The 15,219-nt window shown below is 69.5% G+C and carries 15 protein-coding genes and 1 riboswitch; of the genes, 9 read left to right on the forward strand and 6 right to left on the reverse strand.

The features are described from left to right. Nucleotides 1-315: 315 nt before the first annotated feature. Both JW364_RS20870 and thiE read right to left on the reverse strand, forming a co-directional pair. On the reverse strand, nucleotides 316-690 hold the full coding sequence (locus JW364_RS20870; RefSeq protein ID WP_068970964.1) for a hypothetical protein: 375 nt from the start codon (nucleotides 688-690) through the stop codon (nucleotides 316-318). 316 nt (nucleotides 691-1,006) lie between these two features. Continuing rightward, a complete protein-coding gene (gene thiE / locus JW364_RS20875) occupies nucleotides 1,007-1,717 on the reverse strand; it encodes a thiamine phosphate synthase (RefSeq protein WP_068970963.1) in 711 nt (236 codons plus the stop codon). Between the two features lie 48 nt (nucleotides 1,718-1,765). Further along, nucleotides 1,766-1,875, forward strand: a riboswitch (TPP riboswitch). Between thiE and thiO the strand changes: the two genes are divergently transcribed. The 6 genes from thiO (at nucleotide 1,872) to JW364_RS20905 (ending at nucleotide 8,524) form a co-directional block, all read left to right on the forward strand. Continuing rightward, complete coding sequence (gene thiO, locus JW364_RS20880; protein WP_068970962.1) at nucleotides 1,872-2,936, forward strand: glycine oxidase ThiO; 1,065 nt, start codon at nucleotides 1,872-1,874, stop codon at nucleotides 2,934-2,936. Its footprint overlaps the riboswitch before it by 4 nt. Continuing rightward, nucleotides 2,933-3,145, forward strand: a complete 213-nt coding sequence (thiS, locus tag JW364_RS20885) for a sulfur carrier protein ThiS (protein WP_068970955.1) — start codon at nucleotides 2,933-2,935, stop codon at nucleotides 3,143-3,145. The genes thiO and thiS overlap by 4 nt, the downstream gene beginning before the upstream one ends. Before the next feature lie 58 nt (nucleotides 3,146-3,203). Next, a complete protein-coding gene (locus JW364_RS20890) occupies nucleotides 3,204-3,992 on the forward strand; it encodes a thiazole synthase (protein WP_068970961.1) in 789 nt (262 codons plus the stop codon). Nucleotides 3,993-4,063: 71 nt separating this feature from the next. After that, entirely contained in the window at nucleotides 4,064-5,047 is a 984-nt protein-coding gene (locus JW364_RS20895) for an ABC transporter ATP-binding protein (protein ID WP_223258912.1), read from the forward strand. Continuing rightward, a complete protein-coding gene (locus JW364_RS20900; RefSeq protein ID WP_068970954.1) occupies nucleotides 5,044-5,790 on the forward strand; it encodes an ABC transporter permease in 747 nt (248 codons plus the stop codon). Before JW364_RS20895 ends, JW364_RS20900 begins: the two co-directional genes overlap by 4 nt. A gap of 127 nt (nucleotides 5,791-5,917) precedes the next feature. After that, entirely contained in the window at nucleotides 5,918-8,524 is a 2,607-nt protein-coding gene (locus JW364_RS20905; protein WP_137809665.1) for a LuxR C-terminal-related transcriptional regulator, read from the forward strand. An 85-nt stretch (nucleotides 8,525-8,609) separates the two neighbouring features. On the opposite strand, the gene JW364_RS20910 is transcribed toward JW364_RS20905, so the two are convergent. The 4 genes from JW364_RS20910 to JW364_RS20925 form a co-directional block, all read right to left on the reverse strand. Beyond that, on the reverse strand, nucleotides 8,610-9,296 hold the full coding sequence (locus JW364_RS20910; protein WP_205334218.1) for a phosphoribosyltransferase: 687 nt from the start codon (nucleotides 9,294-9,296) through the stop codon (nucleotides 8,610-8,612). An 8-nt stretch (nucleotides 9,297-9,304) separates the two neighbouring features. After that, nucleotides 9,305-9,775, reverse strand: coding sequence for a nuclear transport factor 2 family protein (locus tag JW364_RS20915; protein ID WP_205334219.1), 471 nt, complete (start codon nucleotides 9,773-9,775; stop codon nucleotides 9,305-9,307). Next, nucleotides 9,772-10,638: a hypothetical protein gene (locus tag JW364_RS20920; RefSeq protein WP_205334220.1), complete on the reverse strand. Its 867-nt coding sequence runs from the start codon at nucleotides 10,636-10,638 to the stop codon at nucleotides 9,772-9,774. The genes JW364_RS20915 and JW364_RS20920 overlap by 4 nt, the downstream gene beginning before the upstream one ends. 62 nt (nucleotides 10,639-10,700) lie before the next feature. Then, nucleotides 10,701-11,753, reverse strand: coding sequence for an EamA/RhaT family transporter (locus JW364_RS20925; RefSeq protein ID WP_205334221.1), 1,053 nt, complete (start codon nucleotides 11,751-11,753; stop codon nucleotides 10,701-10,703). Nucleotides 11,754-12,023: 270 nt separating this feature from the next. Between JW364_RS20925 and JW364_RS20930 the strand changes: the two genes are divergently transcribed. The 3 genes from JW364_RS20930 (at nucleotide 12,024) to JW364_RS20940 (ending at nucleotide 15,218) form a co-directional block, all read left to right on the forward strand. Further along, a complete protein-coding gene (locus JW364_RS20930; RefSeq protein ID WP_205334222.1) occupies nucleotides 12,024-13,211 on the forward strand; it encodes a carboxylate--amine ligase in 1,188 nt (395 codons plus the stop codon). A 136-nt stretch (nucleotides 13,212-13,347) separates the two neighbouring features. After that, nucleotides 13,348-13,551 carry a hypothetical protein gene (locus JW364_RS20935; protein ID WP_068970948.1) on the forward strand — a complete coding sequence of 68 codons (204 nt, stop codon included), beginning with the start codon at nucleotides 13,348-13,350 and terminating at the stop codon, nucleotides 13,549-13,551. A gap of 86 nt (nucleotides 13,552-13,637) precedes the next feature. Continuing rightward, nucleotides 13,638-15,218, forward strand: a complete 1,581-nt coding sequence (locus tag JW364_RS20940; protein ID WP_205334223.1) for an MFS transporter — start codon at nucleotides 13,638-13,640, stop codon at nucleotides 15,216-15,218. Nucleotide 15,219 lies beyond the last annotated feature (1 nt).

Genomic DNA, 15,219 nt, shown 5'->3' on the forward strand with positions numbered 1-15,219 from the left:
TGGCCACCGCCTGAACCGCGGCACCGCCGCCCCACCTAGATCGATCACCACGACCACACCCCGGAACCGACACATCCCCGCAGCAGGAACCTCAACCCAGGCTGGACCCTAATTCAGCAGGCTCCTAATCCGAGAGAATCGCATAACCCCTGCTCCCTGAGGTGCGAGGAGCGCAAGCGACGAGCCACGAAGGGCTGGCGACCCATCTCGCCAGGACCCTTCGTGACGGCCTCCGCAAGCTCCGGCCTCCTCAGGGAGCAGAGGTTTTTTCGAAGTCCACGACGGCCGCGAGGCCGCAGATACTGAGGGCCAGGGTCACACCCCGGCGTCCAGCAGTCGGTTCGCCCCGGCGACCAGCGCGTGGACGTTCGCCTCGTCGCTGCTCGCGCCCTCACCGACGGCCCAGGCCTGCCGGCCGTCGTGCTCGCAGAGCAGGAACGTCGTGACCAGGCCGTCGACGACCCGCTGGTGCAGCCGGACGATCTGAACCGGGGCGCCGACGTCGTAGAGGATCGAGGTCATCGCACCGACGGGGCCGGCGGCGACGGCGCTGCGGGACATGATGCGGTCGGCGATCGCGAGCGTCGCGCGGCACTCGACCAGGTCGCCCGAGCACGGGACGGCAGAGAAGGAGCCCAGCCGGATCGTGCCGCCACGGGAGTACTCGTCGGTGAATTGCTGCCAGGTCATCCCGGCGGCCTCCTCGTGCATCCCAAGGGGAAGCGGGCGGCCGAAACGTGCGGCGAAGTGGTCGCCACCGTGCCGGTCGTCGCGCTCGGTCCACGAACAGGATCGACGAGGTAGATGAAGAGGGTGCATCTCGAAAACCGATTTCGGTCGAAGAACGGATGACCGACTGGAGAGCGCAACCGACCCGCAGCGGGGGGTCGGTCAGATTCAGACCCCGCTGCGGCGGGTTACGAGAACGCTCGTGATGCACAACATGATCGGTCCACCATAGACCCGCGACACCGACCGGGCAAACGTGTTTCCGCCAGGGGAACCGCTAGAGCATCCCGGCGAGGTCGGTGGCTGCGGCGGCCGGGTCGTCGGCCGCGGTGATGGCCCGCACGACGACGATGCGCCGCGCCCCGAGCGCGGTGACCTCCCCGACGCGGCCGGCGTCGATCCCGCCGATGGCGAACCACGGCTTGGCTGATTGTGTTGCGGCCGTTGAGGACACGAGGTCGAGGCCGGCGGCGGCGCGGCCCGGTTTGGTGGGCGTGGTCCAGCACGGACCGACGCAGAAGTAGTCGACGTCGTCGTCGGCGATCGCGGCGGCAGCCTGCTCGGGGTCGTGGGTCGAGGCGCCGATGAGGACGTCCGGTCCGACGATCCGGCGGGCCGCCGACGGCGACAGGTCGCCCTGTCCGACGTGCAGGACATCGGCCCCGGAGAGCGCCGCGACGTCGGCCCGGTCGTTGACCGCGAGCAGGGCGCCATGCGCGTCGGCGACCTTCCGCATGCCCGCGAGGATCTCGAGTTCCTCGCCCGCCTCCAGGGTCCCGAACTCGCGCTCACCCGGCGAGTTCTTGTCGCGCAGCTGCACGATGTCGACGCCGCCCGCGAGCGCCGCGTCGACGAAGTCGAGCAGGTCACCGCGTTCGCGCCGGGCGTCGGTGCACAGGTACAGGCGGGCCGTGGAGAGCCGCCGGCGACGGTCCGTCGCGGAGCCGGGGTCCGTCGACGCGGAGCTGGTGCGGTTCGGGGTCGTCACGCCGACCAGGCTAACCGGACCCCCGACGCCCCGGCGTAGGGTGGATCGCACGAACACACGGGAGTCCGGATCGGCCGGGCTGAGAGTGCGGACAGATTCCGCTGACCGTCGAACCTGATCCGGGTCATTCCGGCGAAGGAAGGTGATTCCCAACGTGGATTCCCCACCGCAGGGCCCTGCCCACCGCGCCCTGACGGTCGTCGGGGGCGGTGTCATCGGGCTGACCTGTGCGCTCACCGCGGCCGACGCCGGATGGCGGGTTCGCGTCCTCGACGCCGGCACCGACGAGCGCGCGTCCTGGGTCGCCGGCGGCATGCTCGGTTCACTCGGCGAGGGTCATCCCGGCGAGGACGCGTCCCTGGCCCTCTCGGTCGAATCGGTCCGGCTGTGGCCGGCGCTCGTGAAGCGGCTCGACGACCCGGGTGTCGTCACCGCCACCGACTCGCTGTTCGTCGCGGCCTCGGCCACCGACATCGAGTACCTGCGGCATCTCGCCGATTTCGTCTGGGCCGGGCAGCCCGCCACCGATGCCGCGCTGCAGTCGGTGACCGGCCGCGACATCCGGACCCTGGAACCGTCGCTGAGCTCTCGACTGGTCGGTGGCTACCGCGCGGTCGGCGAGTGGTCCGTCGACAACCGGCGGCTGCTCGAGGCGTTGCGCGCCGCCGCGACGTCGGCGGGTGCCGAGTTGGTCTCCGCGCGCGTCGAATCCCTGGCCGACCTCGACGACCTCGGTTCCGACACGCAGATCCTGCTCGCCGCCGGACTCGGCACCGCGGCCCTCTGGCCGGGTGTGGACCTGCATGCGGCGAAGGGGGAGATCCTTCGCCTGCGCCGCACGCGCTGGTCGGTGCCGCCGCCCGGTCACGTCGTCCGGGCACGCCTCCACGGGCGGGCCGTGTACCTGGTGCCGCGCGAGGACGGAGTCGTCGTCGGCGCCACCCAGTACGAGGCCGAGGGAATTGCCGACCGCGCGCCGCAGGCCGGCGGGGTCGCGGATCTGCTCGCCGACGCGATCGAGGTCTTCCCCGGGCTGCGGACCTACGAACTGACCGAAGCGGGGGCCGGTCTGCGGCCGTGCACCGCGGACGGATTGCCCATCGTCACCCGTGTGGACACACGAACGGTCGTGGCGACCGGGCACGGGCGCAACGGGATCGTCCTCGCCCCGGGCACCGCCGCCCGCGTGCTGTCGATTCTGGAAGGAGCAGAGGAATGAGTATCACCGCGAACATCACCGTCAACGGCAAGAGCGTCGATGTCGACGCCGACACGTCGGTGCGCGACGTCGTCACCGGGCTGGGGTTGCCGGACCGGGGGATCGCGGTCGCGGTGGACGGCGCGGTCGTCCCGCGCGGCCGCTGGGACCGGCACACGATGACCGACGGTGCCGTCGTCGAGATCGTCACGGCGGTGCAGGGTGGCTGACCTCGCCGATCTGAAGCCCGACGCCTCGCGGACCGAGCAGAGGTCCGGCGACGAGACGATCCCGGATGCGGACCATCTGCGCATCGCCGGTCGCGACTTCTCGTCGCGACTCATCACCGGCACCGGCGGCGCGTCGAATCTCGCGACCCTGGAACGCGCGCTGGTCGCGTCGGGGACCGAGCTGACCACCGTCGCGGTTCGGCGCGTCGACGCGGCCTCGGGCACCGGGGTCTTCGATCTGCTGCGCCGGCTCGACATCGCCGTCCTGCCCAACACCGCGGGCTGTCACACCACCGCCGAGGCCGTCCTGACCGCCCAGCTGGCGCGCGAGGCGTTCGAGACCGACTGGGTGAAGCTCGAGGTGGTCGCCGACGAACGCACCCTGATGCCCGACGCCATCGAACTCGTCGACGCCGCGGCCGCACTGGTCGCCGACGGTTTCGTCGTGCTGGCCTACACCAACGACGATCCGGTCCTGGCCGCGCGACTCGCCGATCTCGGGGTGGCGGCGGTGATGCCCCTCGGGTCGCCCATCGGGACCGGACTCGGAATCCTCAACCCGCACAACATCGAGATGATCGTCGATGACTGCCACACCCGCTTCGACGACCCGCTGCCGGTGATTCTCGACGCGGGCATCGGGACGGCGAGCGACGCGGCCCTGGCGATGGAACTCGGTTGCGACGGTGTGCTTCTGGCCACGGCGGTGACCCGGGCGGAGAACCCCGAACTGATGGCGACGGCGATGCGGCACGCGGTGGCCGGGGGCCGACTGGCCGCGCGCGCCGGCCGGATCCCCAAGCGCTTCTGGGCGCACGCGTCCTCGCCCGGGCGCGACCGGGACTGACGCGCGGACCCGCGACCGGCCATCCGAACGACAGACCGGGCCGCTCCGGGTTCGGCGGCTATGGTCGAGGCGTGTTGCAGGTAGCGAATCTGACGAAGGACTTCGGCGGTCAACGCGCGGTCGACGACCTCACCTTCGAGGTGGGTCCGGGACGGGTCACCGGTTTCCTGGGGCCCAACGGTGCGGGCAAGTCGACGACCATGCGGATGATGCTCGGACTCGACCGCCCGACATCGGGCACGGCGACGATCAACGGGCAGCGCTACCGGGACCTCGAGCATCCGCTGCGGCAGGTCGGTGCGCTGCTCGACGCCCGGTGGGTGCATCCCAATCGCAGTGCGCGGTCCCACCTGCGGTGGCTCGCGGCGAGCAACCGGATCCCGGCCGCCCGCGTCGACGAGGTGCTCGAGACGGTCGGGCTCACCTCGGTGGCCAAGAAGCGCGCCGGCGGCTTCTCGCTCGGTATGTCGCAGCGGCTCGGGCTGGCGGGTGCCCTGATCGGCGACCCGCACACACTGCTGTTCGACGAGCCGGTCAACGGTCTCGACCCGGAGGGCATCGTGTGGATCCGCGGGTTCATGCGCAAGCTCGCCGCGGAGGGGCGGACGGTGTTGGTGTCGAGCCATCTGCTCACCGAGATGTCGCTCACCGCAGACCATCTCGTCGTCATCGGGCGGGGCCGGCTGATCGCCGACTGTTCGGTGGCGGAGTTCACCGGGCGGGCCCGGCAGTCGGTGCGGGTGCGCGGCCCGCAGCTCGAACAGTTGCACGCCGCGCTCGCGGCGGCGGGGCTGAATCCCGCGCCGGGTGACCCGGATGCCCACGGGCGCCCGGTGATGCGCGTGCCGGACACCACGACCGATCGGGTCGGCGACCTCGCCGCCGCCGCGGGCATCACCCTGCACGAACTCGCCGCCGAGTCGGCGTCACTGGAAGAGGTCTTCATGTCGATGACGGCGCACGCCGTCGACTACACCGCCGTCGACAACCGCGCCGTCCACGACCCCGACGTCCACAACCGGGCCGTCGGGAACCACGGGGGAGTGAACCGGTGATCGCCGCGATCAACGCCGAACGGATCAAACTCGCCAGCACCCGGTCGCCGTACTGGTGCCTCGGCGTCGTCGTGGTGCTGGGCCTGGGCTTCGCGGTGCTGCTCGGCGCCATCGCCGGCGGTTCCTACGGCAGTCCCGGCGAAACCGACACCCTGACCGACGACTTCCTGCTCGGCGTCAACCAGTTCGGGGTCGCGGTGCTCGCGATCATGGCGATCCTGGGCGTCACCACCGAATATCGCTTCGGCACGATCCGACCGACGTTCGCGGCGATCCCGCGTCGGCCACAGGTCCTCCTCGCGAAAGCGGTCGTGTTCGGCGGACTCTCGTTCGCGGTGGTGGCCATCGTGTCCGTCGTCGCGGTCGTGGCGGCGCAGGTGCTCGCCGGCGTCGGAGTCTCGCTGACCGGACCCGAGACCGTCCGGCATCTCTGGGGGACGCCGGTTTTCGCGATGCTGTGCGCGCTGATCGGCCTCGCGGTGGGTGCGTTGGTGCGGCATTCGGCCGGTGCGGTGGCGATCGTGCTCGTCTGGATGCTGGCCCTCGAGCGCATCGTGTCGGTGCTCCCGCGCGTGGGTGAGCACATCGTGTCGTTCCTGCCGTTCCTGAACGGGTGGAACTTCCTCGCCGGCGGGAGCGACACGTTCCACTGGAACGCCTACGGTTCGTTGGCCTACTTCGCGGGCTTCACGATCGTGTTGCTGGCGGCGGCAGTGGCCGTGACCAATGCCCGGGATGCGTAGTTCGCGGATTTTCTTCCGCCGATGTCAAATCCGGGATTAGCCGCGTGTCGACAGGGCCATCCGGTCGGACCACATTGGTGCTTCCGAGCGGCCCATTGTAGGGCCCGGCAGACTAAAATTCGCGGTTATGTCCACGAATTGGCCGCTCGTCGAGCGCGATCGGGAGTTCCGCACGATCCAGGCGGCTCTCAGGGGTGAGACGACCGGCTGTGGGGTGGTCCTGACCGGTGACTCCGGCGTGGGCAAGACGACCCTCGCCCGGCACGTCACCGCCGAGTTGCCGACCGGGGTGCGCTGGGTGGCGGGCACCGAGTCCGCGCGCTCGATCCCGCTCGGTGTGTTCGCGCATCTCGTCGGTCCGGCGACGTCGAGCGATCCGGTCACCTACCTTGCGGCGGCCCGTGAATCGCTCCTCGCCGACGGCGATGTCGTGATCGGGGTCGACGACGCCCACCTGCTCGACGAACTGTCGGCGACGCTGCTGCATCAGCTCGCGATCGACCGTGCGGTGCACATCGTCGCGACGGTCCGCAGCGGCGAGACCGTCCCGGATGCGGTGACCTCGCTGTGGAAGGACAATCACCTCACGCGGATCACGTTGTCGCCGTTCACCAAAGAGCAGAGCGTCGACCTCATCGAGTCGGTGCTCGGCGGGCAGCTCGAGGAGCATTCGGCCGATCTCATGTGGGAGGCCTCCGGTGGGAACGCCCTGTTCCTACGGCATCTCGTCGACGGTGCGCGGCAGGCCGACACGCTGCGGCAGGTCAACGGCGTGTGGCAGCTACGCGGACGCGCCGCCATCACCTCGGAGCTGGCATCGCTGCTCGAGGGGCGGATAGAGCAACTCGACGCGCCGGTCCTCGGGGCCCTCAAATACCTCAGTCTGTGCGAACCCCTCGACATCGACGTCCTCGCCGAGCTCGCCGGCGAAGAAGCCGTCGAAGAGGCGGAGATCGCCGGGCTGGTGCGCATCACCCGCGACGGGCGGCGTCTCGACGTCGCCTTCCACCATCCGCTGTTCGGTGAGGTGATCCGGCGCCGCCTGGGTCTCGTGTCGTCGCGGCGGCTGCGCGGCCGGCTCGTCGAGGCGTTGCAGTCACGGCCCACGAACACCCCGGCCGAGCGGATTCGGCTCGCCGATCTCGCGATCGAGAGCGACGTGGAGATCGACCTCGCGCTGGTACGGACCGCCGCCCGCGACGCCCTGAACCTGGCGCAGACGCCGCTCGGCGAACGGTTCGCGCGGGCGGCGCTCGACGAGGGCGGCGGCCTCGAGGAGGCCGAACTGCTCGCGCGGGCGGTCATGTGGCAGGGGCATCCGGACGAGGCGCGGGACATCCTGTCTCGCTTCTCGCCCGACGATCTCGACGAGGGTCGACTCGTGCTGTGGGGCAATTCGATCATCGGCAACACGTTCTGGGCTCTGGGCGACGCCGATCGGGCCGACGAGATCCTGCGGTTGCTGACCGAGCGGGTCACCCACCCGGCACTCGCGCCGATCGTCACCGGGATCGCCTCGGCGTGCGCCCTCTTCGAGAATCGGATCGACGAGGCGATCACGCTGTCCGACGCCGTCCTCGCCGAATCCAGGGCTCTGCCGTGGGCAGTGGAGTGGGCGGTCTTCGGTGGCAGCCTCGCCCGTGCGGTCGCCGGTCGGGGAGCGGAGGTCGGGGCGCTGGCCGAACACTCGCGCGAGGTCGAGGTGGACGGATTGCTCCGGTTCCCCACCGGTTTCGGCGAGACCCTCGCACTGACCCTCACCGGCCGGCTCGACGACGCGGACGGCGCCGCGGGGCGTTTCGTGTCCGCCGCACAGACCGCGCAGTATCTGGGCTGGGCGATGTCCGGAATACTGGTCGCCGCAGTCGAACTCGCCCGCGGATCGTGCGCCTCGGTGACCCGGCGGATGGAGCAGACCCTCGCCATCCTCGACAGCGGCCGGTTCTCCGAGTCCTGGAACTTCCCGGCCCACATCTTCCTGGTGCAGGCCCTGAGTGCGCTGGGACAGGCCGATCGTGCCGCTGCCGCGCTGGCCAAGGCGCGGAAACGTTCCGGCAAGCACGTGGCCGTCTTCGGTCCCATGCTCGCCATCGCGGCGGCCTGGCAGTCGGCGGCAGCCGGAACCGTCACGCCCGCCGTCGAACTCGCGCACTCCGCGGCCGAGTCCGCCCGTGCCGCCGGTCAGTTCGCGGTGGAGGCCGAGGCCCTGCACACCGCCGCCCGGTTCGGGGACGGCGGCGTCGCCGACCGGCTCACCGAACTGGCCGAGCGCGTCGACGGTCCGCTCTCGGATCTGTACGCGCGCCACGCCGCGGCGCTCCGCGACGGCGATGCTGTCGAACTCGATCTGTGCTCGACGGCGTTCGAGGACTCCGGGGTGTGCCTGTCCGCCGCGGACGCGGCCGCGCAGGCCAGTGTCCTGCACGACGCGGCGGGCAGACGGTCCGCGACCGTGGCGTCGGCCGCGGTGGCGAACCGACTCGCGTCGCAGTGCGGTGGCCTGCGGACTCCGGCGCTGATCTCGGCCGCGCAACCGTTGCCGTTGACGTCGCGCGAGCGGGAGATCGCCAACCTCGCGGCGGCGGGCCTGTCCAACAAGGACATCGCGCAGCGACTCACCGTCTCGGTCCGCACCGTCGAAGGGCATCTGTTCCGCGCCTACACCAAGCTGGATGTGGGTGACCGTGCCGAGCTTGCCGAGCTACTCCTCAAAGACCAGCGAAAGCCCGGCTGAAAACCACCCGCAGGAAACGGACAGTCGACGACAGGTCGTCGGTGCCGCTGTGTCGGGTGGTTTCCAGCGGGGTCTTCGACGGCCCTCAGTCGCCCGGCCGACTGAGGGCCGCGATCACCTCGTCGTCGTCCACCTGGGTGAAGTCGTCGTAGGACAGGCCGACGGCCCGGAACGGCGTCGGCGTCACGAGGACGACCACGTCGTCGGCGCCCCGATCCCGCAGTCGCTGAATCGAATCGGACGGTGCCGTGGGTACCGCCACCACCACGTGGGTGGCGCCGGCGGCCCGGACGGAGTCGACCGCGACGGCCATGCTCGACCCGGTGGCGAGACCGTCGTCGACCAGGATGACCGTCCGGCCGCCGAGCTCGGTGCCGGGACGGCCGCCGCGGTAACGTCGTTCGCGGTCGTCGAGGATGCGTCGCTGTCGATCGGCAGCCTCGTCGAACTCGCTGCGGGACACCCCGAGTCGCCGCGGCATGTCGTCGTTGACCACCAGGTGGTGCGCGGTGAGCGCACCCATGGCGAACTCCTCGTGGCCGGGCGCCCCGATCTTGCGCACCACCAGCACGTCCATCGCGCACCTGCCTGTCGACGCCGCGATGGCGTCGGCGACCTCGCGGGCGACCGGAACCCCGCCGCGCGCGAGTCCCAGGACGACAGGTTCTGTTGTACCGGCCTCCGGAATGCCGGCGCCGTACCGGACTTCGACGACCCGCGCACCCAGCAACCGACCCGCCTCGCGGCGGTCGGCGAAGATGCGGGCCCGCATGGGCAGGCTCAGACCTGCACTGCGGGACCGACCTTCAGTGCGAAGCTCGGCACGTCGGCGAGCCCGACGGTGGCCTCGTACGTGCGGTCATAGCCGGTACTGCTGATCCGCCATCCGTCTGCGCTGCGGCGGTAGGTGTCCTCGTAGAACGCCGCCCCGATGAGCATGAAGGAGAACTCGGCGACGATGACCCGGTCCTGTAGGTACCAGCGTCCGCGTGCGGTGTCCCCGTCGATCTCGATCTCCGGGTGTGCGACACGATGTTCGGTGATGACTGCGGGACCGACGTTCTCGCGCATGTATCCGACCAGCTCGTTCCGATTCGAGAAGGCCAGACTCTCACCGTAGTTACCGGTGACGTCCTCGGTGAGCGTCGACTCGAACGTCGTCCAGTCCTTGGTGTCGAGCGATCGCAGGTAGCGATACTTGAGGCTCTCGATCGCCCGCAGGTCCTCGAAGCCGCCGGCGGGCGCGCTCACTTCGTCCTCGTTCCCGGCAGGATTCCGGCATCGATGACGGCTTTCACGACCGGTCTCGTCCGAGTGAGGAGGTCGTCGGTGCCGGCCCAGATGGCTTCTCCGACAGCATCGGTGGTGGCCTCGATGTCGTCGTACGTCGCCGCGCCGGCGGGCGTGAGCCGGTGCCCGTCCTCAACGCGCTCGGCCAGTCCGGCATCGACGAGACGGTCTACGCTTTCCTCCCACTCCTGTTCGGACCAGCCGCGGGTCATCAGCACGATGCGCTTGCCCAGGGTACGACGACGAACCGTGGGGTCGGGAAGCTGCGACTCGTGGAAGACGGCCGCGTCGAAGCCGTTCAGGCCGTTGAGCGCGAGCGCCGCGATGTGGTTGTCCCCGCGCCACTCTCGGAGAATCGCGATGGCGTGCCACAGACGTAGGCGCGCGGTGTCCGGTCGCGGGGCCGTCGACCACGCCGCGGCGAGCGGACGCCCGCCGAGCGGGAGCCGGGCCGCCAGATCGTAATAGGCGGAGGCGAGTTCGTCGAGGAGGGAGTCGTCGATGGAGTCGCCCAGGATCTCTTGCAGCGAGTCGTCGAGCATCTGGTTGCGTCGTTCGTGGACCCGGTCGAGCCCGGCGTCGACGGCGGCAGTCCAGCCCTTGGCGATCAGTTCGTGATTGAAGTTGTAGAAGGCGGAGGCGACGACCGAGGCCGCGCACGGACCGAACGGCGCTCCGCGCGCACCGACGTAGAAGGCGTAGGGATCGAGCCCGGTGTCTGCCTGCGCGCCTTTCAGTCCCGGGTTGAAGTAGGCCAGGATGTGGAAGGGTTCGAGGGTTTCGTAGGCGAGCCGAGCAGCGGAGCCCGTGCTGGTCGATGTCATCAACCCACCCTCTCCATCAGCGGGGCGGGTGTCAACCACCTGCGATGACGAGAGCGGGAGCGTCAGGTGCGCCCGGAGTCCCGGCTGTCGAAGACGGGGTCGTCGGTGGTCCACAGATCGGCATCCGCGACCTCGGGATCAACGTCTGCCGGGGATGCTCCCTGCTCCTCGTCGGAGGCGGGTTCTTCGCGGCCACGGCGCCACCCGCCCTTCATGGGCGGTGCCTCGCCGAGGTGATCCGGGTCGACCGAGCCGTACCAGGCGACCAGCACGGCACCGACGACCGCGCCGACGAAACCGAGGATGGCCAGCCAGCCGAGTCCGGGTTTGGCCGTGTCATCGAGGAAGACGACCCCGACCAGGCTCGGACCGGCCGTCTCGCCGACCACGAGCACCGCGGTCACCCCGTTCACCGCGCCGAGCTGCAGGGCGACGGTCTGGACGTAGAAGCCCACCGCGCCCGCGGCGGCGATGGTCCAGGCGGCCGGATCGGTCAGCAGCGCCACGGGATCGAACGGCTGGACTCCGTCGAGGATGCGCACGGCGATGGCGATGATGCCGAACAGCAGACCCGCCGACGCGCCGCCGACGATGGCGCCCGCCGGACCGAGATTGTAGACGCCCACCAGAGCAAGAGCGCAGAGGGCGAGCGTCGCGACGAACAGACCCCAGTGGAATCCGACCTCTTCTCCGCCGCCGGTGTGATGGGCCGACGCCACGCCGAGCAGGCAGAGCGACATCACGACCAGCCAGATGGCGACCCATTCCCGCGTGTGCAGGGCGATGTTGAGGATGATCGTGCCGAGCAGGGCGGTGATGACCAGGTTGGCCGACACGATGGTCTGCGAGAGGAACAGCGGTAGGAACCGGGCAGCGAGGGCGCCACCCGCGAAGCCGAGGACGACCAGCGTCGTGCCGAGGATGAAGGCCGGATCGACCAGCGTCGACATCGTGGACGAGAGGGTCGGTGCGCCGTTCTCGGTGGTGATGCCCTCACCCTCGTCGGCAGCGGCTTCTGCCACGCGGCGGGCGCCGAGCGCGCGCAGGACCGTGGACATCCCATAGGCGACTGCGGCGAGGCACGCGGCGATGACGCCGATGACGAACAGCTGCATGCCTCCTCCAACTCGGCCCGGATGAGCCTCGACAGGCTCGGACCGACGACCACCCCGACTGCGTACGCACGCGATCGGCCCGGGCCGCACCAGCGCTGCTCCGCAACTGCTGTTCCGCAACCGGAAGCGAAGCACCCGGACCGGCCGATCGTGCAAAAAACTAACAGGGTGAACCGACAGGACGGTACTGAATATTCCCGACCTGACCGAATTTTTTCGCAGGCCGTCCGGCTTCCGTGCTCAGGGCCCGTCGGCACTACACTCGCTCGGGTGAACAGCGCCGGACAAACCCATGTACTGATCACATTCGGCAGATCGTTCCTCACTCTGGAACTCGCGCGGCTCATGGCCGCGGCGGGTCACCGGGTGAGCATCGTCGACTCCATCCCGGTCGGGATCGGCCGATTCTCCAACGCGGTGAGCGACTTTCACCGCGTGCCCCCGCCGAAGTTCGAGCCGCTCGCATATTGCCTCGCCCTCGCCCGGATCGTGGCCGACAACGACGTCGACATGGTGATCCCGGTGCACGAGGAGACCGACATCATCGCGATGCTCGCCGAGGTGTTCCCGCCCGAATGTCGGCTGTTCCTCTCCGATTTCACCACCGAGAACCGCCTGCACAACAAGTACGACTTCCAGGAGCTGCTCGTCGAACTCGGAATCCCGACACGCAAGTTCGCGCGGGTCTCCGGACCCGAGGACGTCGGATCGCTCGATTTCACCACGCCGTTCGCGCTCAAACACTGCTATTCGCGGGGGTCGCAGAAGGTCCACAAGGTGACTCCCGGCGATCCGCTCACCTGGCTCGAACACGATGAGCAGAACCCGTGGATCGCACAGGAGTGGGCGTCGGGGAACAACTTCTGCACGTATTCGGTCTGCCATGAGGGTCGCGTCTACGCCCACGCCACCTATCCGGTCGACTACGCCATCGACGGCAGTTCGTGCCTCAACTTCCGGTCCGTGGACCATCCGCGGATCGCCCGGTGGGTCAGCGATTTCGTTCGCCGGGTGAACTTCACCGGCCAGATCGGCTTCGACTTCATCGAGGACCGGAACGGTGGCGGCGACCTGTTCTGCATCGAGTGCAACCCGCGCGCCACGAGCGGGATCATGATGTTCACGCCCGAGGACGGCGTCGATCGCGCGTTCCTCGGGACCTGGGATCCCGCCGACGTACCGATCACGCCCGGCTCGGGCGTGGACAAGATGATCGGGCTGGGCATGCTGCTCTACGGGTGGCGTCCGTCGTCGCGCAAGGACCGGACCCTGCGCGACTTCGTCCGCGACTTCCGCGGCGCGTCCGATGTCGTCAGCAGTCCGGGCGACCAGAAGCCCGCGCTGATGCTCCCGTTCGCCTATGCCGGGATCCTGCGCAGCTGCCTCAAGTACCGGGTCGGGCTGGCGGAGGGTTTCATGCACGATCACGAGTGGGACGGCCTCCGCATCAGCCTGTGACACCCGTCGCGGATTCGGCCCGTCGGGATGGGGACGACGCCGACGCCGGGGCGTAGAATCTCCAGTCACCATCACCTGCGTGTTGACCCCATCCGCAGGGTTGTCCGGGGGGACTCGAGCTCGAGGGGAGCTGCTCATGAACATGTCCGGGATCATGCGTCGTACGTCTGTCGGGGTGGCCGCTGTCGGTGCCGCCTGCGCGATCGGACTGGCCACCGCGCCGGCCGCTTCCGCCGCGCCGGCGCCGATGCAGCCGGTGCAACCGGTGCAGGCCGTCGGTTCGGTGGCGATCTGCTTCGGCATCCCCATCGGGCCGGTGACCATCAGCGTCTGCCTCTGATCTGATCCCACGGGAGTCCGTGACCATTTCGTGCCGGAGCGTCCCGATCCCCGGCCCGATGGCGCTCGCGCACGTACGATTCCCCGATGACGTCGACAACGGCCGAGGTCGAGGCGGGGACGGCTCCCAAGCGGGCGAAGGCGATCCTGGTCGCGCTGATCCTGGTCGCCGGGGTGGCCAACATCAATCTCGCGGTGGCGAATGTCGCGCTACCCGACATCGGCAAGGCGCTCGACGCGAGCTCGACTCAGTTGAATCTGGTCGCGGTCGGTTACTCGCTGGGCCTGGCGGCGTCGGTGCTCTACTTCGGCGCGCTGGGAGATCGGCACGGGCGCAAGCGGATGCTGGTCATCGGCATGTGCCTGTCGATCCCGGCGTCGCTCGTCGCCGGTTTCGCGCCCAACGTCGAGGTCCTGTTCGGTGCTCGTCTGGTGGGCGGCATCGCCGCGGGCCTGGCCTTCCCGACCACCCTCGCGGTGATCACCGCACTGTGGTCGGGGCCGAAACGGGTCCGGGCGATCGCCGCGTGGTCGGCATTCGGCGGTGCGATCTCGGCGCTGGGACCGGTCCTGTCCGGGGCACTCCTCGAGATCCTGGCCTGGCACTCGGTGTTCCTGGTGACCCTGCCGCTCGCCGTCGTCGCGCTGATCGCGGCGTGGCGGTTGGTGCCCGACGACAACGGCGATCAGGCGGCGGTCGTCGACAACCTGGGCGGCGTCGTGTCCATCGTGATGGTGGGCTCACTCGTGCTCGCGATCAACTTCGCCCCGAACTCCGATCAGCGACTGCAGGTCTACATCCTGGCCGCGATCGCGCTGCTGGCAGGGGCGGGTTTCGTCTGGCGGCAGCTGCGTGTGCGGGTGCCGCTCTTCGACCTGCGGATCGCGGCCCGACGCACCTTCTGGGTCGCGGCGGTCGGTGGGCTGATCGTGTTCGGCACGCTCATGGGCGCGATGTTCATCGGCCAGCAGTACATGCAGAACGTGCTCGGCTATTCGACGCTGGCGGCCGGCGCCACGATTCTCCCGGCGGCGGCCGCCATGATCATCGTGGCCCCGCGCTCGGCCAAACTCGTGCAGAGCATGGGGTCGCGGTTCACGTTGCTGTCCGGTTATGCCTTCATCGTCGTCGGCCTGGTGCTCGCGATGCTCACCTGGGATGAGGACGCCCACTTCTGGCATGTCGGCCTCGTCTACGTCCTCGTCGGGGTGGGAGTCGGTCTCGCCGGCACCCCGGCGTCGCAGTCGCTGACCGGTTCGGTGCCGGTGCAGCGCGCGGGCATGGCGTCGAGCATGTCCGATCTGCAACGCGACCTCGGTGGCGCGATCCTGCAGTCCACCCTCGGCGCGATCCTCACCGCGGGTTACGCGAATCAATTGCGGGACACGATCTCCGGTTCGCCGCAGGCCGATCAGATTACCGAACAGACCGAAGCGGCGCTGACGAAGTCGTTCTCGAGTGCCGAGGTCCTGGCCGAACGCTATCCGCAGTACGCCGATCAGATCATCGCCGCGGCCCGCGACGCCTTCGTACAGGGCGACAAGAACGCCTACGGCGCGGCGGCCGCCATCGTGGTGGTGGGTGCGGCGGTGGTGTTCTTCTTCTACCCCAAACACGAGGCGGAGCGAACGGCGATGGCGGAGTACGCGAAACAGCGCAGCCTCTGAG

The sequence above is a fragment of the Gordonia sp. BP-119 genome (genome assembly GCF_016924115.1).
GTDB lineage: Bacteria > Actinomycetota > Actinomycetes > Mycobacteriales > Mycobacteriaceae > Gordonia > Gordonia hongkongensis.

Coding starts and splice junctions, on each gene's coding strand:
- JW364_RS20870 (WP_068970964.1), bottom strand. CDS start 690: ATGACCTGGCAGCAATTCACCGACGAGTACTCCCGTGGCGGCACGATC.
- thiS (WP_068970955.1), top strand. CDS start 2,933: ATGAGTATCACCGCGAACATCACCGTCAACGGCAAGAGCGTCGATGTC.
- JW364_RS20905 (WP_137809665.1), top strand. CDS start 5,918: ATGTCCACGAATTGGCCGCTCGTCGAGCGCGATCGGGAGTTCCGCACG.
- JW364_RS20910 (WP_205334218.1), bottom strand. CDS start 9,296: ATGCGGGCCCGCATCTTCGCCGACCGCCGCGAGGCGGGTCGGTTGCTG.
- JW364_RS20920 (WP_205334220.1), bottom strand. CDS start 10,638: ATGACATCGACCAGCACGGGCTCCGCTGCTCGGCTCGCCTACGAAACC.
- JW364_RS20925 (WP_205334221.1), bottom strand. CDS start 11,753: ATGCAGCTGTTCGTCATCGGCGTCATCGCCGCGTGCCTCGCCGCAGTC.
- JW364_RS20935 (WP_068970948.1), top strand. CDS start 13,348: ATGAACATGTCCGGGATCATGCGTCGTACGTCTGTCGGGGTGGCCGCT.
- JW364_RS20940 (WP_205334223.1), top strand. CDS start 13,638: ATGACGTCGACAACGGCCGAGGTCGAGGCGGGGACGGCTCCCAAGCGG.